The sequence below is a fragment of the Vibrio sp. 10N.286.49.E11 genome, from assembly GCF_041469505.1.
GTDB lineage: Bacteria > Pseudomonadota > Gammaproteobacteria > Enterobacterales > Vibrionaceae > Vibrio > Vibrio crassostreae_C.
Map to the genome: position 1 here is coordinate 973 of NZ_JBFRKQ010000064.1, position 20,628 is coordinate 21,600.

Genomic DNA, 20,628 nt, shown 5'->3' on the forward strand with positions numbered 1-20,628 from the left:
GAACCCGATGTATCGCTCCAGCTTTCTTCTAAAAAGCTATTAAGACTCTTTAAACCACCGTGTTTTTCTTTAGATCACAGAGTTTAAAGACGACCTTAAGGGTCACGCTCTTTCTTTAATGCTGCGAAGCATAATCCCCCCAAAAAGCAAATAATCCTCCATCATGGTGGATATTTTTTTGTCTTAAATTTTTCTTAGCAACTGGAATGCTAGTAAACATCAGGTCTCTGAAGCAGATACTTGAGGTTTTTCACATCTATAAACAGACTTATCCACAAAATGTTAGGTGTGGATAACTTGGTTGATAAAGTTGTTTCAGGCTTAATTCTTTACCTATCCCTAAAAGATCTTTCTTGTTTTCAATATATTAGATGAATTGCAGCGATCGTAACTTGTTGTTTTTTATCAAGTTGGATGCCTATTTTGGATTTAATAAAAGATCGTTAACTTGTTGTTTTTTGATCTTAATCATTTATCGGTACTGTGTTTAACTTTGCTCGGGTGTCGGAAGTTTACGAGAGTTCTGAATTTTTTCCACATTGTTAGAATTGAGAACAAGGTCAAACATTGTTCTAAAATTATGTGCAACGAGTTGTCTTAAATATTGGACTATCGATGTGGGTGTCGCTGTCAATCGTTGATACCAAAAGGGCTAGGCGTCTCTTGGTAGTCCTTTCTCTACTATACGTATCAGTCTGTGCTTTTTGGTGGAGATTTTGCTGTTACTTTTTTGCACACAGCTATTTTTCTGCGTAGAGCTATCTTCTTGCACACTGCTAGCGTTGGGTAACTGCTGTAGTTGTTTATTCAAAGCCCACTCAATATGCACATCAAGCATTTCGTTTTTGCCTTGATGAGACTCCAGGGTTTCAATAATGCGTTGTTGAAATGGTGCATTGCCCATCGCAACAAAGATATTGCGTAACCACTGGGTGTGGCCGATACGTCTGATTGCTGAGCCTTCCATTTTCTTTAGGAAGGTTGCTTCGTCCCAACTTGAAAGTGAAACCAGATCGGCTTCTTGGAAATCTTCTCTGCGGTGAAAGTCTGTTTGCTCTGTGAGTTCGGCATGACGATTCCACGGGCAAACTAACTGACAATCATCGCAACCGTAGATACGGTTACCAATGGCATCTCTATACTCTTCAGGGATCACACCATCATATTCAATGGTTAAGTACGAAATACATTTGCGCGCATCAACCACGCCATCAGCAATAATGGCACCCGTTGGGCAAGAAGTGATACATGCGGTGCATTTGCCGCACTCATCAACACTGGGTTCATCCGTGGGAAGAGGGATGTTAACTAACAGCTCCCCTAGAAAGAACCAAGAGCCAGCGTCTTTATCAAGAATTAATGAGTGTTTACCTGTCCAGCCCAACCCTGCTTTTTGAGCGAGTGGTCTTTCCAAAATGGGCGCTGAATCGACGAAAGGGCGTGAGTCTAAACCCTCGACCTCTTTTTCAATTCTTTGTCCTAGCTTTTTCAACTGGTTACGGAACAATTTGTGATAGTCGCGGCCTAAAGAATAGCGGCTGATGTAGCCTTGAGTGGTATCGCTTAGGTTAGAGGCGAACTGAGCTTCTGGTGGTAGGTAGTTCATTCGAGCGCTGATCACTCGAATTGTGCCTGGGTGAAGTTCATCAGGACGTGCACGCATCATCCCATGTCGAGCCATCCAATCCATTTCGCCGTGGTTGCCAGCATCTAGCCATGCTTGAAGAGGGGCTTCGTGTTCACTTAAATCAACATCGCAGATGCCAACTTTTTGAAAGCCCAGCTCTTTTCCCCAGATTTTAATTTTTTCAGCAAGATGGTCTAGATTCATGGCTTATTTCTTATTTTCTCTGTTTTACAATTAGAGATAAGGCTAATTAAAATTAGGTTCGGCAAAAATGGGGGCGGATCTTAACGGATCTTAGTGGTGTTGACCAGAACAGACGCGTTTTGAGCAGTATTTTTCATAGAACTTACACTTGAGTGCTTGTCTCCCAAAAGCATCACGGTTTACTATTCTTGTTCTTTTGATTTTTATATAGTCAACGATCGATTTTTAGAGAACGTATTCATGAGCACGAAACAATTTACTTTGAAAGATGAACAAGCAACGATTCAATTAGGAACGGAGCTTTCTAATCTTTGCTCACAGCAGACGACTATTTATCTGCATGGTGATCTTGGCGCAGGTAAAACGACTTTCAGTCGTGGCTTTGTAAAAGCACTTGGCCATCAAGGAAATGTAAAAAGCCCAACGTATACTCTAGTTGAACCTTATCAACTTGCAGATTGGCAGGTGTACCACTTTGACCTTTATCGCCTAGCCGATCCTGAAGAGTTAGAGTTTATGGGAATTCGTGACTACTTTACTCCGGATGCTATCTGTTTGGTTGAATGGCCTGAGAAAGGTTATGGGATGCTACCAGAAGCCGATTTGGATATTGATATTCGTTACCAAGACGATCACCGTATTGTTTCTTTAACCGCTAATAGTGAATACGGACAGCGCTTACTTAGTCAGTTGGAGTTATGTTGATTTCTAAACGCCTTATTTCAACAGTGGCCATGATGGCTGCTGTTTTTTCTATACTGTTTTCTTCACTTGTTTCTGCAAACTCACTGAAAAGTTTAAGGATTTGGCCTTCTCCAGAAGGAACTCGTGTGGTTATCGACTTAAAATCAGAAGCGGACTTTAGCTATTTCACCCTGAGTAGCCCGAGTCGCTTAGTGGTTGATTTAAAAAATACCAGTCTTGCGACTAAGTTACCGGTCGAGGTGAAAGACAGCCCTGTTCTATCTAAGATTCGTAAGAGCTCACCGCCAGACAAAAACACCTATCGCTTGGTTTTTGAGTTAAAGCAGTCGTCTAAAGCCGAATTATTCAAACTGAGCCCGACCCCAGGTGGTCAGTATGGACACCGTTTGGTGATCGACTTACCTCATGGTGCGGCAAGTAAAGCGACATCGACACCGAGTAAGCCAACGGTAAGTAAGAACATTAATCAGGTTAAGCGCCAGAAAGATATTCTAATTGTGATTGATCCTGGCCACGGTGGTGAAGACCCAGGTTCGATTGGTCCTACGCGTAAATACGAAAAAGACGCGACTCTGAGTATTTCTAAGAAGTTAGCAGCTCAACTGAATGCGGTCCCGGGGATCAAAACTCGTATGACTCGTAATGCTGATTACTTTGTGAACCTGAATCGACGTGTTGCGATTGCTCGAGAGAATGAAGCTCACCTGTTGATCTCTATTCACGCCGACGCCTTTACGACGCCTCAACCAAGAGGTGGTTCAGTGTTTGTATTGAACACTCGACGCGCAAATACAGAGATCTCTCGTTGGATTGAGAATAAAGAGAAACAGTCTGAATTGCTTGGTGGTAGCGGTGCAGCGTTCACAAGCAATATTGATGATAAGAACGTAAACCAAACCCTGCTTGATTTGCAGTTTAGCCACTCTCAAAAAGAGGGATACAAACTGGCAACGGCAATTCTGTCTGAAATGGGTAAGGTTGCGAAACTGCACAATAGCAAGCCGATTAACACCAGCTTAGCAGTATTACGTTCACCACAGATCCCATCAGTACTTGTAGAGACAGGTTTTATTTCGAATCCGACGGAAGAGAAGCTTCTTTTCCAACGTTCGCACCAAGATAAATTGGCACGAGCAGTGACTAAAGCGGTGGTTAAGTATTTGAAGGCTAACCCGCCTGAAGGGATTATCTTGTCTAACGCAACGTCATCAACGGGCAGCGTGAGCCAACATAAAGTCTCTCGTGGTGAGTCTTTGTCTGTGATTGCGAGCAAGTATGGTACGTCGACACAGACGTTGATGACGTTCAACAATCTGAAATCGAGCAGCCTAGCAATTGGCCAAGTACTTAAGATTCCAGGCAGTGCTTCAACTTCATCATCAAGCAGTGCGGTTAAAACGAAGACCATCACTCACACGGTTAAGTCTGGAGAGTACCTAGGTAAGATCGCCAGCCGCTATAAAGTGTCGGTGGCTGATATTAAACGTGAGAACCGTTTGAAATCAGAGACGGTGAGAGTAGGCCAAAAGTTACGTATTACGGTTGAAGTTAAAGATGTTCCTCTGCGCAAACACAAAGTTGCAAGAGGTGATTACCTTGGCAAGATAGCTTCGAAATACGGCGTGAGCGTCAACAGCATTCGCCAAGCGAATAAGCTAAGATCTGACAGTCTAGCTATCGGCCAAGTGTTGATTATTCCTCACAAGTAGTCTTGGGAATGCTAAACAGCTTCAGGTATATCAATGATAAAAAATAAGAACTAGTGCAAACGTAGCAGCGTTTCCATCAATGGCAGTAAGGTAGCTATAAATATGACGATCAAAATACTGCCAGCTCGGTTAGCTAACCAAATCGCAGCGGGTGAGGTGGTAGAAAGACCCGCTTCTGTTGTAAAAGAGTTGGTTGAGAACAGTTTGGATTCTGGTGCGACACGTATCGATATTGATATCGAGAAAGGTGGCGCCAAGATGATCCGCGTTCGTGACAATGGTAAAGGCATCGTAAAAGATGAGCTTGCCTTGGCACTGAGTCGTCATGCTACCTCCAAAATCCACACTCTTGATGACCTAGAGGCGATCGTCAGCCTCGGTTTCCGTGGTGAAGCGCTGGCGAGTATTAGCTCGGTTGCGCGCTTAACCATGACGTCACGCCCTGCCACTCAAGATCAAGCTTGGGCAGCACACAGTGAAGGCCGTGATATGCAGGTGAAACTGCAGCCTGCGGCGCATCCTATTGGCACTTCGGTTGAGGTGTTGGACCTGTTCTTTAATACGCCAGCACGCCGCAAATTCTTACGCACCGAGAAGACTGAATTCACCCATATTGATGAGTTGCTCAAGCGTATTGCATTAAGTCGCTTTGATGTGACGATCAACCTTCGTCATAACGGCAAGATGATTCGTCAGTACCGCGCTGCCAAGACACAAGTTCAAGCAGAAAAGCGCATCGCTGCGGTATGTGGCAATCCTTTTGTTCGCCATATGCTTAAGATCGAACTTGAGCATCAAGGCCTAAAACTTCATGGCTGGATCACCACGCCAGAAGGAGCAAGACAACAAAGCGACCTGCAATACTGCTATGTGAATGGTCGTATGATGCGTGACAAGCTGATCAATCATGCGATTCGTCAAAGCTACGAAACCAGCCTGCGTCCAGACCAATTCGCGACGTATGTGTTGTTCATTGAACTCGACCCACATCAGGTGGACGTGAATGTCCACCCTGCAAAACATGAAGTGCGTTTTCATCAAGCGCGCCTTGTGCATGACTTTATTTACCAAGCATTGAGCGATGGTTTAGCGCAGAGCAAGCAGATCGATGCTGCACCAATCAATCAGTCGGCTTTTCATCAGTCAGAAGTGATTCATCATCAGCAAGATAGTACGAGCTCTGCAGTTGATGGTGTTGCAAGTTTCGCTGAGCCAGAAAGCGTAATGCCTAGCAGTTCGGATCAAACCCAAGTTTCGGATAGGGTGCGACACGCTATTGAGCAAACGCCTGCCTACCCGAGAAAAGCAGAATCAGAGCACGCTTTTGATAAGCCTCAACACAGCGTTAATGATGGTGGGCGACACTATGCTCCATCAACCAGCTCAAGTTCATCTGCTGGCCGAAGCTCGGCTACTAGTGACAGCAGTTTTACCGGTTCCTCTCGCCAAGAGTGGATAGAGTCTCGACCTGAACCTAAAAAAGAGAAAGAGCCACACCAACATCATGGTGAACCCGCGCCATCTAAGCGAGAAGTGAAAGCCTATAAAGAGCTTCTGAAAACGCCAGATTTTGATGAGCAAGTTGTACAGCCTTCACTTTCTCAAGAGCATGTGGCACCAGTAGAAACCAGAGACAACTTAGAAAATAAAGAAAATAAAGAAGCTAAGCCAGCTCAACAGAATCCTGTTCATTTAAAGCCAAGAGCACCTGTAACGGACTTGGGCAAAGCGGTCTCGATTGTGGAACGTCAGTATCTGGTAATGGGCAATAAGAACGGCAGTGTGCTGGTTTCCTTGGCTAAGGCTGAGTTATTGCGTGTTGTTGGTCAGCTTGATACTCGAGGTGGTGCGTTAAAAAGCCAACCACTATTGGTGCCTTTATCGATTAAGCTGGGTAGTGAACTTGTCGAAGTTGCTAAGGCGCTGAGTCAAACTCTGGCATTACTGGGGATTGAGCTTAAGGCGCGAAACAGCGAGGCGGTAATGGTGATGGGCGTGCCTTCTCCTTTAAGGCAGCAAAACTTACAAATTTTGATCCCAGATCTGTTATCTTACGCGGCTTCAATAAATGCCCAGGGTGCAGTGAAGCAACCTAATGACATGTTGTCAGCTTTGGTTAACTGGATCGGGATTCAAACCGCACAAGTAAAAAGCGACTACACTTTATCTGAAGCGGTTCAACTAGTTGGGGAACTAGAACAACTTTGGCATGGTCTACTTCCATTAGATGATCCAGAGTTTGTTAATCCTATCGACTTTTCAGCGACTATAGCCGCGTTTACGGTTTAATTTTTTCGCGACGACCTTTGTCTTTTTAGCTGAATACGTCGCGACACAAAGCCCTTTGCTAAAAAGCGCTAAAACAGAGAAGCAAATACAAAATATCATGACTGAAAAATTACCTTTAGCGTTGTTTTTAATGGGCCCAACGGCGTCAGGAAAAACAGATTTAGCTATCCGCTTACGTCAGAAATACCCTGTAGAGATCATCAGCGTCGATTCGGCATTGATCTACAAAGACATGGATATTGGTACCGCTAAACCGGATGCGGAAGAGCTTGAGCTCGCGCCTCATCGCTTGATTGATATTTTGGATCCAAGCGAAGCGTATTCTGCGGCAGATTTTCGTCGTGATGCGATCAATGAAATGAATAAGATTGTAGCGGAAGGCAAAATCCCGTTACTTGTTGGTGGCACAATGCTGTACTACAAAGCATTGTTGGAAGGTTTATCGCCATTACCAGCCGCGGATCAAGAGATTCGTAAGCAGATTGAAGCGGAATCTATCGAACAAGGTTGGCAGGCATTGCACGATCAATTAAGAGAGATAGATCCCGTATCCGCTGAAAGAATACACCCAAATGATCCACAAAGGCTTTCAAGGGCATTGGAAGTTTACCGAATTTCGGGTAAAACATTAACAGAGCTAACTCAAACGAAAGGCGATAGCCTGCCATTTCGTGTAAAACAATTTGCAATAGCTCCCAAGGAAAGGACTGAACTCCATCGCCGCATTGAGCTGCGTTTCGAGAAGATGATAGAAGCTGGGTTTGAAGATGAAATGAAGGCGTTGTACGCCAGAGAAGATCTTCACCCTGAACTGCCATCGATCCGATGCGTTGGTTATAGGCAGATGTGGGATTATTTAGACGGTAATTGTGATTTAGACGAAGCGGTTTTCCGTGGTGTCTGTGCAACCCGTCAGTTGGCCAAGCGACAAATCACCTGGTTGCGCAGTTGGGATGATTTAACTTGGTTAGATAGCGAAAACATTGATCAAGCGTTAGAAACTCTTTCAGATGCAATAGCATCTGATTAGTATTGCTGTGTATAATGTGATCGCTTTTGCGTGAATATACTCTGGAAAGGATCCGTTATTGAGGCTTTTAAAAATCACAGCCTTTCAATAACAACGGAGTTTTTTTATTCATTTAGCTCAGATGCAAAGGCCGCACCTTTTTGTGCACCACTAGCTAAATAATTACAACAAAATACAAATAAGGAAAATAAAATGGCTAAGGGGCAATCGCTACAAGACCCATTCCTAAATGCACTCCGTCGTGAGCGCATTCCAGTCTCTATCTATCTTGTTAACGGCATTAAGCTGCAAGGTCAGATCGAGTCTTTCGATCAATTCGTGATCTTATTGAAGAACACAGTAAACCAAATGGTTTACAAGCATGCGATTTCTACTGTGGTACCTGCTCGCGCAGTTAGTCACCACAGCGGCGAGCAACGCACGCCATCTGATCGTCCAGAGAAGACTGAAGATTAATCGTTCAATTTGTACAGCTTGCGCTGTAATAAGGAGTTGGTTGCTTGTTTGACCGTTATGAATCCGGCGAGCGAGCCGTACTTGTTCATATCAACTTCACGCAAGAGGGAGAATGGGAAGATCTAAGCGAATGTGAAATGCTGGTCTCCTCAGCGGGGGTAGAAACGCTACAAGTGATTACTGGTAGCCGACAATCCCCACTCCCTAAATACTACGTTGGAGAAGGTAAAGCCCTAGAAATCGCACAAGCTGTTCAGCTGACCGGTGCTGAAATTGTGATTTTTAACCACTCCCTCTCTCCTGCCCAAGAGCGCAACCTCGAGCAATTGTGTAAATGTCGTGTGATTGATCGCACGGGTTTGATCTTAGATATTTTTGCACAACGTGCGCGAACTCATGAAGGTAAGCTACAAGTTGAGCTCGCTCAGCTTCGTCATATCTCTACCCGATTGATTCGTGGTTGGACTCACCTTGAAAGGCAGAAAGGTGGTATTGGTCTTCGTGGTCCAGGTGAAACTCAACTGGAAACCGATCGACGTTTGTTGCGTGACCGTATAAAGGCAATACTACGTCGTTTAGCGAAAGTTGCTAAGCAGCGTGAACAAGGACGACGTGCTCGTAATCGAGCTGAAATCCCAACAATTTCTTTGGTTGGTTATACCAACGCAGGGAAATCAACACTTTTCAATCGCATCACAAGTGCTGGTGTTTATGCGGCAGACCAACTGTTTGCAACCCTAGACCCAACACTACGTAAGATTGATTTGGCAGATGTCGGGCCTGCAATTCTCGCAGATACCGTAGGTTTTATCCGTCATCTACCACACGACTTGGTCGCTGCGTTCAAGGCAACATTACAAGAGACGCAGGAAGCTGACATTTTGTTACATGTTGTTGATGCCAGTGATGACCGTTTTCGTGAGAACATTCAGGCTGTTCATGAAGTATTAGAAGAAATCGATGCTCATGAAGTGCCAACCCTTGTAGTCATGAACAAAATTGACTGCATGGAAGACCAAAAACCTCGAATTGAAAGAGACGAAGAGGGCGCACCTCGCGCTGTTTGGGTTTCTGCAATGGAAGGAGAAGGTATTGAGCTACTGTTTGAAGCTTTAACTGAGCGTTTAGCTAGCCAGATGGTTCAATTCCGGTTGTGTATTCCACATCAACATCAGGGCCGTATTCGCAGCTTATTCTTCGAGATGAAATGTATTCAACAGGAAGAGTATGATGAAAATGGTAACTTGTTGATAGATATCCGAATGCAACAAATAGATTGGTCTAAACTTGAAAAAAGAGAAGGGGCGCTCTTAGGTGACTTTATCGTTACCAAAGAGACTGCTACAGTATAACGTCATATCAAATGATGGAGCTTTCTAATGGCGTGGAATGAGCCTGGAAATAACAACAACGGCGATAATAACGGCCGCGATAATGACCCTTGGGGTAATAAAAATAATCGCGGCGGCCGAGATCAAGGACCGCCAGATCTAGACGAAGTGTTTAATAAACTAAGTCAAAAGTTAGGTGGCAAGTTTGGTAAAAAAGGTAGCAACGGCAACGGACCATCTATTGGTGGTGGCGGTGCAATTGGCTTTGGTGTCATTGCCGTTATTGCTATTGCTATCTGGTTCTTCGCTGGTTTCTACACCGTTGGCGAAGCAGAAAGAGCAGTAGTACTTCGACTGGGTCAGTTCGACCGTATCGAAGAACCTGGTCTTAACTGGCACCCACGCTTCATCGATGAAATCAGTGATGAGCAACTAGTAAACGTTCAAGCGATTCGTTCTCTACGTGCTGCTGGCACGATGCTAACGAAAGATGAAAACGTTGTGACCGTTGAAATGGGTGTTCAATACCGTGTTTCTGACCCATACAAGTACTTGTATCGTGTAACGAATGCAGACGACAGTTTACGTCAAGCAACCGATTCCGCGCTTCGTGCGGTAATTGGTGACTCACTAATGGATAGTATCCTGACAAGTGGTCGTCAGCAGATTCGTCAAAGCACTCAAGAAACGTTGAACCGTATTATTGATAGCTACGACATGGGTATTCTGATTGTTGACGTGAACTTCCAGTCAGCACGTCCACCTGAGCAAGTGAAAGATGCATTTGATGATGCTATCGCGGCTCGTGAGGATGAAGAGCGTTTTGAACGTGAAGCTGAAGCTTACCGAAATGACATTCTTCCAAAAGCAACAGGTCGTGCTGAGCGTTTGAAGAAAGAAGCGGTGGGTTACTCAGAGCGCACAGTTAATGGTGCTCTAGGTCAAGTTGCTCAATTCGAGAAACTGCTACCTGAATACCAAGCTGCTCCTGAAGTAACACGTAACCGTATGTACCTAGATACAATGGAAAAAGTGTACTCAAGCACATCGAAAGTCCTGATTGATTCTGAATCAAGCGGTAACTTGCTATACCTACCAATTGATAAGCTAGGCGCACAAGGTGGTTCTCAGTCGGGCTCTCGCCCTGCAAAAGCATCATCAACTTACGATCAAATTGAGTTAGAAACTCAAGCGGATCCAAAGCCTAGCACTCAAACTCGTTCAGACAGTTCACGCCAAGGGAGATACTAATAATGCGTAAATTAATGATCCCTGTATTAGTTGTGACGATTGCCCTTCTATTGATGTCAGTGTTTGTGATTCAAGAAGGTGAGCGTGGCATGGTAATTCGTTTTGGTCGAGTTCTCGATGACAACGGCGTATCACGAATCTATGAACCAGGTCTGCACTTTAAACTACCGATGTTTGATCGCGTAAAAGTACTTGATGCTCGTATTCAAACGATGGATGGCCGTTCTGACCGTTTCGTAACATCAGAGAAAAAAGACGTTCTAATTGATACTTACGCAAAATGGCGTATTGCTGATTTTGGACGTTTCTATCTGAGTACCGGTGGCGGTAATATCATGACGGCAGAAGCACTTCTTGAGCGTAAAGTGACAGATGTTCTTCGTTCTGAAATTGGTTCTCGTGAAATTAAGCAGATCGTGTCAGGCCCTCGTAACAAGGACATCCTGCCAGACTCTGCTGATAGCGAAGTCGTCACAACGGTAGCGGCTGCAGAAGCACTAGAAGTTGATGGCGAACGCGATAAGATCATGGAAAACGTTTTGTCTGGAACGGCAGAAAGTGCGATGGCTGATTTAGGTGTTGAAGTTGTTGATTTTCGTATGAAGAAGATTAACCTTCCTGACGAAATCAGTGAATCTATCTACCGCCGTATGCGTGCAGAACGTGAATCGGTTGCTCGTAGACACCGTTCTCAAGGTCGTGAGAAAGCGGAAGTTATCCGTGCTCAAGCTGAGCTAGAAGTGGCAACAGTTCTTGCTGAAGCTGACCGTACAGCTCGAATCACTCGTGGTGATGCGGATGCAGAAGCAGCGAAGATCTACTCTGATGCGTTCAGCAAAGATCCTGAGTTCTACGGCTTCATGCGTTCATTGCAAGCTTATGAGACATCATTTAGCGATAAGAGCGACATTCTAGTACTGGATCCGAAGACTGACTTCTTCCAATACATGAATCAAGCAAGCGGCGCTCCAGCAAAATAAGCTGATGCGTTAGCGAATGCTTAGCTCAATAAGCAAAATACGTTAAAACTCAAAAGGCTCCTATTATGGGAGCCTTTTTGTTTTCTATGACCTATTTCAGGACGAGACATGTTTGCGGATTCGCTATTGGGGCGCGAGGGAAGGCGCTTAACAGAGTGGTACTTATAAACAGATTAGTACTTATAGAAACTAACGGTAGGTCATGAAAGCGATAACCGCTCCAGCGACCACAAGACAGCCTCCAATGCGGCGCAGTTGCGTGTCTGGTTGCTCGCTCAGTTGCGCGACCATGTTTCTCCAGCCATTGGGTGCAATCAAGGGGCCGAGCCCTTCCACAATAAGTACGAGCCCAATAGCGAGCCAAATTGATTGAGACATGGTTCTGCCTTTTGTCTGTAAAAAAGCAATGATATCAGTATCTTTACACATCTGCCCCCAGTTATGGCTGGTTTATTTTTGTACAGCGTTAACGTTTATGAACAAAAAGTGACTGCAAGAAGTGTGATTCAGTGCTAGAATCCATTTTTAATTAGCAACAGAAATTGGAAAGATGGGAAATAACGTAGTCGTTCTAGGCACCCAATGGGGTGATGAAGGTAAAGGTAAAATCGTTGACCTTTTAACTGAAGATGCAAAATACGTGGTTCGCTACCAAGGCGGTCACAATGCAGGTCACACACTTGTAATTGACGGTGAAAAAACCGTTCTTCACTTAATTCCATCAGGTATCCTACGCAATAACGTTAAATGTGTTATTGGTAACGGTGTAGTATTATCGCCTGACGCACTTCTAAAAGAAATGAAGCCTCTTGAAGATCGCGGTATTCCAGTACGTGAGCGTCTTTTCATCTCTGAAGCTTGTCCTCTAATTCTTCCGTACCACATTGCTATCGACAACGCGCGTGAAATCGCTCGTGGCGCTAAAGCTATCGGTACAACGGGTCGTGGTATCGGTCCTGCTTACGAAGATAAAGTTGCTCGTCGCGGTCTACGCGTTGGCGACCTTTTCGATAAAGAAGCATTCGCTGAGAAGCTAAAAGAAGTTATGGAATTCCACAACTTCCAACTAGAGCACTTCTACAAAGCTGAAACAGTAAGCTACGAAGAAGTTCTTGAGCAAGCGATGAGCTACGCAGACATGTTAACTGCGATGGTTATCGACGTAACTGACGAACTAGACGCAGCACGTAAGCGCGGCGACAAGATCATGTTCGAAGGTGCTCAAGGTACGCTACTAGATATCGACCACGGTACTTACCCATACGTAACGTCTTCTAACACGACTGCTGGTGGTGTTGCTGCAGGTTCTGGTTTCGGTCCTCGTCATATCGGTTACATCCTTGGTATCACTAAGGCTTACTGTACTCGTGTTGGTTCAGGTCCATTCCCAACTGAGCTATACGATGGCCTTGAGAAGCAAGACCCAGTTGGTAAACACCTAGGCGATGTTGGTCACGAGTTTGGCGCAACAACGGGTCGTCTACGTCGTACTGGTTGGTTCGATGCTGTTGCTATGCGTCGTGCAATCCAAATCAACTCTCTATCTGGTATGTGTCTAACTAAACTAGACGTTCTAGATGGCCTAGAAGAACTAAAAATCTGTACTGGTTACAAGATGAAAGATGGTTCTATCCTAGAAGTTTCTCCAATGGCTGCTGAGTCATTCGAAGAAGCGACGCCAATCTACGAAACAATGCCTGGTTGGTCTGAAAACACATTTGGTGCTAAATCTATCGACGCGCTTCCACAAGCTGCTCTAGATTACATCAAGCGTATCGAAGACCTAACTGGCGTTCCAATTGATATCGTATCAACTGGCCCAGATCGTAACGAAACTATCATCAAGGTTCACCCATACGGCGCATAATGCCTGCTGAGTGATTACCAGGCACGAACAGTGCTTTGATAATAAAATAGTTTTCTAAAAGCCGACTTTATTAAGTCGGCTTTTTAATACCTGCAATTTAGCCGTTCACTCTTTGATGGTGATCTTTTAAGCGTCATCAGGCAAAATATTGCCCATTAGCGGCAAGTTTTGTCTAAAGCCGTCGGGGTTATTGCCGATACAGATATCATGGAAAGTGAAGTTCACCCTGTTTTGTGCGTGTAGAAATCCTCTGCATTCCTCAATAGATAACTTTAGCGACAGATAATAGAGTGCAGGTATGAAGCTACGAATTGTGGCAGCTTCATTAATAATGGCGCTGAGTTCACCCTTGAGTCATGCTAATTTGGCTGATGTGGGAGAGCCCGTTCCAATATATACAGAAGCTGAACTGATTAATTTAATCGAAAATAATCAACATCTAGAGCGAGTGAAAGCTGATAAGTGCCAGTTAGTTGAAGATATCGTTGCTCGCGCAACGCGTATTAGCTTGCCTTCTTATGAGTTTTTATACGGTGATATGTTGGCTTGGGGTGTGTGTGTTCCACAAGATGTAGAGCTTGGCCTTTACTATATGGAGAACGCGGCACATCAAGGTTTACCCGCTGCATTAGAGCAGTTAGGTCGTTATTACTCTCGTGGTACTTTGGTACAACAAGACAAAGAGCGTGCGATTCCGTATCTACGTGAAGCAGCCTCGATGGGTAACTTAAGTGCGAGCATTCACTTAGCGGAACTCTTGTTACGTGACTACGGTAGCCCATTGGATTATGAAGATGCTTACCGTTGGTTGTATAATTCGGTAACCGCAGACCAAAGACAACACAGACGTATCACTGTGCTTCGTAGCGGTCTGGAACAGAGAATGCCAGACAATATTATTGCTCGAGCAAAGCGTCGAGACTTGTTCTGGTAAGACAGATTATTGAATGAGCAATGATGATTAATGACTGCACTCGTTAATCATCTAAAAAACTCGTATTAAAAAGGCCTCGCTGAGATTCATCAGCGAGGCCTTTTTTGATCTGAACGGAAAACCGTTTATCTAATTCGGTAGCGTTATTGAACCACCTCACCAGACTCAATCACCGTTTCACGAACAGCCTTGGTGAAATCGAGTGCTTCTTGACGAATCTTATCTTCGTCTACCGTTAGCATGTCGCGATCTTGCATGATGATCTTGCCATCAACGATGGAGTGACGAACATTGCCTGAGTTAGCTGAGTACACCAGTGCTGAGTATGGGTTGTAGACTGGAACCATGTTTGGCGCCTTAGTATCGATCACTATGATGTCAGCCAGTTTGCCTGCTTCAAGAGAGCCGATCTTATCTTCCATGTGCAGCGCTTTTGCTGCGCCCATGGTCGCCATGTCGATCACTTTGATCGGCGGCATCGCAGCACGATCTTTGTTAACTAGCTTGTGAACTTTAGCGACTTGGTTGAACTCATCAATGGTGCTCAGTGTGTTACCAGACATTGGGCCATCAGTACCTAAACCGATACGCACGTTCTCGTCATACATCTTAAGGGCAGGTGATACACCTTTTGCTGACTTGATGTTAGCACTCATGTTATGAGCTACACCCATATCCGATTTCTTCACCAGTTCGATATCATGTTCGTCAACGAGGATCATGTGTGCACCCACCAAGTTCTTGTTGAGTGCGCCAATGCTGTCCATGTATTGAACCGGGGACAATCCATCAGAACGCTCTGCGATTTTCTCTTCTTCACGGTGTGATTCTGCAAGGTGAATCATTACTGGAACATCTAACTCTAGGGAGAGCTTAGATATTTTCTGCAGGATCTCTGTGGTGTTGGTGTAAGGCGCATGCGGTGCAAACGCTGGTGTGATTCGCGGGTGATCTTTGTATTCTTCAATGAAGTTCAACGCGTACTTAATGCCTTCTTCGGCGTTGGCCGCATCGGCTACAGGGAACTTAATCACCGTTTCACCTAGGATGGCACGCATACCGATCTTATCGACGGTTTTTGCGACTTCATCTTCGAAGTAGTACATGTCGGCGTAAGTGGTCACACCGCCTTTCACCATTTCAACGTTACCTAGGTTGGCACCAATGCGTACCATGTCTCGCGATACTAGCTTCTTCTCTAGCGGAAAGATGTAACGGTGCAGGCGATCTGGCACATCATCGGCTAACGAACGGAAAACTGTCATTGATACATGAGTATGAGTATTGATGAGACCCGGCATAACGATATCGCCATCAACGTCTAACACTTGCTTAGCTTGGTACTGCTTTTCTAGTGAAGGATCTCCAACCGCAATGATTTTGTTGTCTTTGACGACAACAGTACCGCTTTCATAAACCGTTTTGTCTTGGTTCATGGTTAGAACCATCGCATCGGTAATCATCAGGTCAGCCTTTTCCATTGCCGAACTTGCGAATGGGAACAGCGCTAGGCTCGCCATAGCTGAAGCCAATAAAGTGCGTTTTAGTTTCATATCATACCCAGAACAGGAGTTGGTAAAGTGCGTGGATAATAGTGTATTTCATTCATGGCGCAAACGTTTGTTTTATCGTTTGCTTGGAATTTTGATGATAATCCACGTCTATGAAGCGATGTTTCACAAAGTGAAGATATGTATCAATCTGAGGTTATTTGAGTGTTTTCTAAAGCATATCTGTAGCTTACCCCTAGCATCAGATATACTAGGGGTATATACCTTCCTTGCTTAAGCAGGCCCGCCTATGTCAAAAAACACACCAACGTCAGAAAACACGACAGCGACAACCACTGTTGATCCTTTTGCCGACCGAGAGTCGAAAAATTACGATAACCCAGTACCAAGCCGAGAGTTCATTATTTCGTTTTTAACAGACGCGAATATTCCGATGAACCGCAACGATCTATTCGAAGCTTTGGGTCTTGCTGGAGAGGAACAATATGAAGGGCTGCGTCGTCGTTTACGTGCAATGGAGCGTGATGGACAGCTTATCTTTACTCGTCGTCAGTGCTACGCATTGCCTGAGAAGATGGAACTGATCAAAGGCTATGTGATTGGTCATAAAGACGGTCATGGTTGGGTTCGCCCAGACGGCAGTGTGGGTAAAGACAATGATATCGTGCTGCCGCATCATCAGATGAAAACCATCATGCACGGTGATTACGTATTGGTTCAGCCTACTGACAACAGTAAGCGTGGCCGTCGTGAAGGTCGCTTGGTTCGTGTGCTTGAAGAGCGTAAAACGCCACTTGTTGGTCGCTTCTTCCTAGAGTACGGCCATTCTTACGTTGTTGCTGATGATTCGCGTATTAGTCACGACATCCAGATCCCTACTGAGCATAAAGGCGGTGCTCGAATGGGTAATGTGGTTGTGATTGAAATTACGGATCGCGGTGGTCGTTCTCGTAACATGATGGGGAAAGTAACCGAAGTTCTTGGTGAAAACATGGCGCCGGGTATGGAAACGCAGATTGCGATCCGTACTCACCAGATCCCACAAGAGTGGCCTGAAGCGGTAGATAAGCAAATCGAAAACCTAGGTGAGCATGTTCCTGAAGAAGCAAAAGAAGGACGTGTAGACCTGCGTAAACTGCCATTGGTTACCATTGATGGTGAAGATGCGCGTGACTTCGATGATGCGGTTTACTGTGAAGCGAAGAAAGGCGGCGGCTGGCGTCTATGGGTAGCGATTGCTGACGTAAGTTACTACGTTCGCCCAGATACAGCGCTAGACAAAGAAGCGATTAACCGTGGTAACTCGGTATACTTCCCGTCACAAGTCGTGCCAATGCTGCCAGAAGTGCTTTCAAATGGTTTGTGTTCATTGAACCCTCAGGTAGACCGTTTATGTATGGTGTGTGAGATGACTATCTCAGACAAAGGTAAACTGTCAGGCTACAAGCACTACGAAGCGGTAATGAATTCTCATGCTCGTCTTACTTATAACAAAGTAGGCGCGATCTTAGATGGCAATGAAGAATTACGTGAGCGTTACGAACCTGAAGTACCACATCTTGAAGAGCTTCATAAGATGTATAAGGTGCTTAAGAAAACGCGTGACGAACGTGGTGCGATTGAATTTGAAACGGTAGAAACTAAGTTTATCTTCAATGCGGATCGTAAGATCGACCGTATTGAACCGGTAATTCGTAACGATGCACACAAGATCATCGAAGAGTGTATGATTCTGGCGAACATCGCATCGGCATCTTACGTAGAGAAAGCGAAAGAGCCTGCTCTGTACCGTGTTCACGAAACTCCGGGCGAAGAGCGCTTAATGGGCTTCAAGAGCTTTTTAAGTGAATTAGGTTTAACACTGGAAGGTGGTCTGTCGCCATCACCAGTAGACTATGCACAACTGATGCAACAGATTAATGAACGTGAAGATCGTGAATTAATCCAAACCATGCTGCTACGCTCAATGAAGCAAGCGGTATACAACGCGGATAACGCGGGTCACTTTGGTTTAGCTCTTAAACGCTATGCTCACTTTACCTCGCCAATTCGTCGTTACCCAGATTTGCTATTGCACCGTGCGATTAAGTACCTTATTGCGAAAGAAGAAGGTCGTAACAGCGAACGTTGGACGCCAACTGGTGGTTACCACTACACTTTCGATGATATGGACTTCTACGGCGAGCAGTGTTCAATGACTGAACGTCGTGCTGATGACGCAACGCGTGAAGTAAACGACTGGTTGAAGTGTGAATACATGCAAGACCATGTCGGTGAGGTGATGGATGGTGTGATTGCCAACGTGACTGGTTTTGGCTTCTTTGTTCGTCTAACTGAACTGCACATTGATGGCTTGGTACACATCTCAGCGCTAGCGAATGATTACTACCAATTTGATGCTGTTGGTCAGCGTCTAGTGGGTGAAAGCTCAGGTAATATCTACCGCTTGGGTGATTCGGTTAAAGTGAAGGTTTCTGCGGTTAATTTAGAAACTCGCCAAATCGACTTTGACTTAGAAGACACTGATCGTCAGCCGCGTGGCAAAGGCAAAACAGCCAAGAAGCGTGCAGCAGAAGCGATGAAAAAGGCGAAAAGCAAGAAGCGCTCAGCAGTGAAGAGTAATAAACCAGGTGTATCAGCGAAGCCTATGGTTGAGCCAACTAAGCGACCTGACGGAAGCAGCGAAGGCCCTGCTAAGAAGAAAAAGCCAGCGAATAAAACCGGTGCTGCTAAAGCTCGCGCTAAGAAAAAGCGTGCAGCAAGCCGTAAGCCAAAGGCTGATAACTCTTAAAACTGATAAATCTTAAGGCTAATAAGGCGCTCTGCTAATCAGGTTTAGCGCCTACTGATTTAGTGTGAAATGACTTTAATGCGAGAGTATCAGGCACAAGACGCATACTCTCGAAATGAACAACACAGAGGTGGACACATCGGCATTGATGTCATTCATCTCTGAGCAATAAGAGTAAGTTGAGACAATGAGTAACGAATTTATTTACGGTATTCACGCGGTGAAAGCCGTACTAGAAAAAGATCCTGCACGTTTTATCGAAGCGTATGTATTGAAAGGTCGCCAAGACGAGCGTCTTCTTCCATTACTGAACCAACTGCAACAGTTTGGTGTGTCGATTCAACAGATGGGTCGTAAGCCGTTGGATGAAAAAGCACAAGGTGCGAATCACCAAGGTCTTATTGCTAAGGTGAAGCCTGCTAAGCAGCTTAATGAAACTCACCTAGACGATATCCTAGCGCAGCACGAACAGCCTTTGCTGTTAGTTCTAGACGGCGTAACAGACCCTCATAACCTAGGCGCTTGTCTACGTAACGCGGATGCCGCAGGTGTCGCTGCTGTTATCGTACCTAAAGATCGCTCTTCGCCGTTAACAGCAACGGTAAGCAAGGTTGCATGTGGCGCAGCTGAAACGGTTCCTCTCGTGCGCGTAACCAACCTAGCTCGCACAATGCGTGCACTGCAAGAGCAGGGCGTATGGTTTGTGGGTACGGCAGGTGAAGCAACGCATGATATCTATCAAGCGAAGCTAACGGGTCCTCTTGCGGTAGTTATGGGTGCAGAAGGTGACGGTATGCGTCGTTTAACTCGTGAAACTTGCGATGATCTGATTAAGATTCCAATGGCAGGTAGCGTATCGAGCTTAAATGTTTCTGTGGCGTCGGGTATTTGCCTGTTCGAAGCGGTAAGACAGCGTTTAGCTCAGTAATGCGTTAACGCTGCTTTAAGTCTATGAATTTATTAGCGCTCACCACTTGCTGGTGGGCGTTTCTTTTTAGGCTGTTATAGCAAAATCCATCGGTTTGTCGGATGGCTAGATGGCGACAGAAAAACTGTTTCATTATTCACCAAATAGCGCTTGCCAATACCGGGTTCTTTCTATAACATTTGCCGTCCTTAAAACTCGGTCATTTATCTTTAGTTCCTTGCTTCCTCTGGACGACCGGGCCACTCGTGGAAGCTAATAATCCGTAAGGAGCAACCAAATGCGTCATTACGAAATCGTATTCATGGTTCACCCTGATCAAAGCGAGCAAGTTGCTGGCATGATCGAGCGTTACACTGGTTCTATCACTGAAGCTGGCGGTACTATCCACCGTCTAGAAGACTGGGGTCGTCGTCAAATGGCTTACCCAATCAACAAGCTTCACAAAGCTCACTACGTTCTTATGAACGTTGAAGCTGGTCAAGAAGTGATTGACGAGCTAGAAACTGCTTTCCGTTTCAACGATGCAGTTCTACGTAACATGATCATGCGCACTAAAGGCGCTGTGACTGAGCAATCTATTATGCTTAAGCAAAAAGAAGAGCGTGCAGAGCGTGCTCCTCGTCGCGAAGAGCGTACAGAAGCTAAACCAGAAGCAGCTGCTGAGTAATTCTTTTTTGGCTTAACGCCTTAAAAAATTCTCAACTTGTTTTAGGTCATTGATAGTTATTTCGATAATTGTGAAAGACCGCTTTACTAAATTTAAGATCAGGAGATAGCCCATGGCTCGTTTCTTCCGTCGTCGTAAATTCTGCCGTTTCACTGCAGAAGGCGTACAAGAGATTGACTACAAAGACGTAGCAACTCTTAAAAACTACATCACTGAAGCTGGTAAAATCGTACCTAGCCGTATCACTGGTACAAGCGCTAAGTACCAGCGTCAACTAGCTCGCGCTATCAAGCGTTCTCGTTACCTAGCTCTACTACCGTACACTGACAAGCATCAGTAATCGGTAAT

The 20,628-nt window shown here is 45.1% G+C and carries 17 protein-coding genes; 14 read left to right on the forward strand and 3 right to left on the reverse strand.

Annotated elements, in window-relative coordinates:
* Positions 1–652: 652 nt before the first annotated feature.
* On the reverse strand, positions 653–1,831 hold the full coding sequence (gene queG, locus AB4167_RS15270; protein ID WP_017059922.1) for a tRNA epoxyqueuosine(34) reductase QueG: 1,179 nt from the start codon (positions 1,829–1,831) through the stop codon (positions 653–655).
* Positions 1,832–2,071: 240 nt separating this feature from the next.
* Between queG and tsaE the strand changes: the two genes are divergently transcribed.
* From tsaE to hflC, 8 genes are all read left to right on the forward strand, one after another.
* Positions 2,072–2,536, forward strand: a complete 465-nt coding sequence (gene tsaE, locus AB4167_RS15275; RefSeq protein ID WP_004735870.1) for a tRNA (adenosine(37)-N6)-threonylcarbamoyltransferase complex ATPase subunit type 1 TsaE — start codon at positions 2,072–2,074, stop codon at positions 2,534–2,536.
* A complete protein-coding gene (locus AB4167_RS15280; protein ID WP_372136720.1) occupies positions 2,530–4,245 on the forward strand; it encodes an N-acetylmuramoyl-L-alanine amidase in 1,716 nt (571 codons plus the stop codon). Before tsaE ends, AB4167_RS15280 begins: the two co-directional genes overlap by 7 nt.
* Before the next feature lie 102 nt (positions 4,246–4,347).
* Complete coding sequence (mutL, locus tag AB4167_RS15285; RefSeq protein WP_372136721.1) at positions 4,348–6,534, forward strand: DNA mismatch repair endonuclease MutL; 2,187 nt, start codon at positions 4,348–4,350, stop codon at positions 6,532–6,534.
* A 97-nt stretch (positions 6,535–6,631) separates the two neighbouring features.
* Positions 6,632–7,564, forward strand: a complete 933-nt coding sequence (gene miaA, locus AB4167_RS15290; protein WP_017059926.1) for a tRNA (adenosine(37)-N6)-dimethylallyltransferase MiaA — start codon at positions 6,632–6,634, stop codon at positions 7,562–7,564.
* 192 nt (positions 7,565–7,756) lie between these two features.
* Positions 7,757–8,020 carry an RNA chaperone Hfq gene (hfq, locus tag AB4167_RS15295; protein ID WP_017059927.1) on the forward strand — a complete coding sequence of 88 codons (264 nt, stop codon included), beginning with the start codon at positions 7,757–7,759 and terminating at the stop codon, positions 8,018–8,020.
* Positions 8,021–8,064: 44 nt separating this feature from the next.
* Positions 8,065–9,372, forward strand: a complete 1,308-nt coding sequence (gene hflX / locus AB4167_RS15300; RefSeq protein ID WP_017059928.1) for a ribosome rescue GTPase HflX — start codon at positions 8,065–8,067, stop codon at positions 9,370–9,372.
* A gap of 27 nt (positions 9,373–9,399) precedes the next feature.
* On the forward strand, positions 9,400–10,602 hold the full coding sequence (hflK, locus tag AB4167_RS15305) for an FtsH protease activity modulator HflK (protein ID WP_102398016.1): 1,203 nt from the start codon (positions 9,400–9,402) through the stop codon (positions 10,600–10,602).
* Positions 10,603–10,604: 2 nt separating this feature from the next.
* Positions 10,605–11,582 carry a protease modulator HflC gene (gene hflC, locus AB4167_RS15310; protein WP_017059930.1) on the forward strand — a complete coding sequence of 326 codons (978 nt, stop codon included), beginning with the start codon at positions 10,605–10,607 and terminating at the stop codon, positions 11,580–11,582.
* A 189-nt stretch (positions 11,583–11,771) separates the two neighbouring features.
* Here hflC and AB4167_RS15315 read toward each other — a convergent pair whose 3' ends face one another.
* On the reverse strand, positions 11,772–11,960 hold the full coding sequence (locus tag AB4167_RS15315; RefSeq protein ID WP_010434105.1) for a DUF2065 domain-containing protein: 189 nt from the start codon (positions 11,958–11,960) through the stop codon (positions 11,772–11,774).
* Positions 11,961–12,132: 172 nt separating this feature from the next.
* On the opposite strand from AB4167_RS15315, the gene AB4167_RS15320 reads away from it, so the two are divergent.
* Both AB4167_RS15320 and motX read left to right on the forward strand, forming a co-directional pair.
* Positions 12,133–13,449, forward strand: a complete 1,317-nt coding sequence (locus AB4167_RS15320; RefSeq protein ID WP_010434108.1) for an adenylosuccinate synthase — start codon at positions 12,133–12,135, stop codon at positions 13,447–13,449.
* Between the two features lie 298 nt (positions 13,450–13,747).
* Complete coding sequence (gene motX / locus AB4167_RS15325; RefSeq protein WP_102319808.1) at positions 13,748–14,383, forward strand: flagellar protein MotX; 636 nt, start codon at positions 13,748–13,750, stop codon at positions 14,381–14,383.
* 143 nt (positions 14,384–14,526) lie between these two features.
* On the opposite strand, the gene AB4167_RS15330 is transcribed toward motX, so the two are convergent.
* The gene (locus AB4167_RS15330) at positions 14,527–15,936 is read right to left on the reverse strand and encodes an amidohydrolase (RefSeq protein WP_372136722.1); all 1,410 of its coding nucleotides are present in this window, start codon (positions 15,934–15,936) and stop codon (positions 14,527–14,529) included.
* Positions 15,937–16,183: 247 nt separating this feature from the next.
* Between AB4167_RS15330 and rnr the strand changes: the two genes are divergently transcribed.
* From rnr to rpsR, 4 genes are all read left to right on the forward strand, one after another.
* Complete coding sequence (gene rnr / locus AB4167_RS15335) at positions 16,184–18,685, forward strand: ribonuclease R (RefSeq protein ID WP_017063179.1); 2,502 nt, start codon at positions 16,184–16,186, stop codon at positions 18,683–18,685.
* Positions 18,686–18,872: 187 nt separating this feature from the next.
* On the forward strand, positions 18,873–19,613 hold the full coding sequence (gene rlmB / locus AB4167_RS15340; RefSeq protein WP_017063180.1) for a 23S rRNA (guanosine(2251)-2'-O)-methyltransferase RlmB: 741 nt from the start codon (positions 18,873–18,875) through the stop codon (positions 19,611–19,613).
* Between the two features lie 277 nt (positions 19,614–19,890).
* Positions 19,891–20,280, forward strand: a complete 390-nt coding sequence (gene rpsF, locus AB4167_RS15345; RefSeq protein WP_004741278.1) for a 30S ribosomal protein S6 — start codon at positions 19,891–19,893, stop codon at positions 20,278–20,280.
* A 112-nt stretch (positions 20,281–20,392) separates the two neighbouring features.
* Positions 20,393–20,620 (forward strand): 30S ribosomal protein S18, encoded by a 228-nt coding sequence (gene rpsR / locus AB4167_RS15350; protein ID WP_000090472.1) that lies wholly within the window; start codon positions 20,393–20,395, stop codon positions 20,618–20,620.
* The last annotated feature ends 8 nt before the right edge of the window (positions 20,621–20,628 follow it).

What these genes read in the sequence shown, in the direction of transcription:
- queG (WP_017059922.1), bottom strand. Translation starts at nt 1,831, where the DNA reads ATGAATCTAGACCATCTTGCTGAAAAAATTAAAATCTGGGGAAAAGAG.
- tsaE (WP_004735870.1), top strand. Translation starts at nt 2,072, where the DNA reads ATGAGCACGAAACAATTTACTTTGAAAGATGAACAAGCAACGATTCAA.
- AB4167_RS15280 (WP_372136720.1), top strand. Translation starts at nt 2,530, where the DNA reads ATGTTGATTTCTAAACGCCTTATTTCAACAGTGGCCATGATGGCTGCT.
- mutL (WP_372136721.1), top strand. Translation starts at nt 4,348, where the DNA reads ATGACGATCAAAATACTGCCAGCTCGGTTAGCTAACCAAATCGCAGCG.
- miaA (WP_017059926.1), top strand. Translation starts at nt 6,632, where the DNA reads ATGACTGAAAAATTACCTTTAGCGTTGTTTTTAATGGGCCCAACGGCG.
- hfq (WP_017059927.1), top strand. Translation starts at nt 7,757, where the DNA reads ATGGCTAAGGGGCAATCGCTACAAGACCCATTCCTAAATGCACTCCGT.
- hflK (WP_102398016.1), top strand. Translation starts at nt 9,400, where the DNA reads ATGGCGTGGAATGAGCCTGGAAATAACAACAACGGCGATAATAACGGC.
- hflC (WP_017059930.1), top strand. Translation starts at nt 10,605, where the DNA reads ATGCGTAAATTAATGATCCCTGTATTAGTTGTGACGATTGCCCTTCTA.
- AB4167_RS15315 (WP_010434105.1), bottom strand. Translation starts at nt 11,960, where the DNA reads ATGTCTCAATCAATTTGGCTCGCTATTGGGCTCGTACTTATTGTGGAA.
- AB4167_RS15320 (WP_010434108.1), top strand. Translation starts at nt 12,133, where the DNA reads ATGGGAAATAACGTAGTCGTTCTAGGCACCCAATGGGGTGATGAAGGT.
- motX (WP_102319808.1), top strand. Translation starts at nt 13,748, where the DNA reads ATGAAGCTACGAATTGTGGCAGCTTCATTAATAATGGCGCTGAGTTCA.
- AB4167_RS15330 (WP_372136722.1), bottom strand. Translation starts at nt 15,936, where the DNA reads ATGAAACTAAAACGCACTTTATTGGCTTCAGCTATGGCGAGCCTAGCG.
- rnr (WP_017063179.1), top strand. Translation starts at nt 16,184, where the DNA reads ATGTCAAAAAACACACCAACGTCAGAAAACACGACAGCGACAACCACT.
- rlmB (WP_017063180.1), top strand. Translation starts at nt 18,873, where the DNA reads ATGAGTAACGAATTTATTTACGGTATTCACGCGGTGAAAGCCGTACTA.
- rpsF (WP_004741278.1), top strand. Translation starts at nt 19,891, where the DNA reads ATGCGTCATTACGAAATCGTATTCATGGTTCACCCTGATCAAAGCGAG.
- rpsR (WP_000090472.1), top strand. Translation starts at nt 20,393, where the DNA reads ATGGCTCGTTTCTTCCGTCGTCGTAAATTCTGCCGTTTCACTGCAGAA.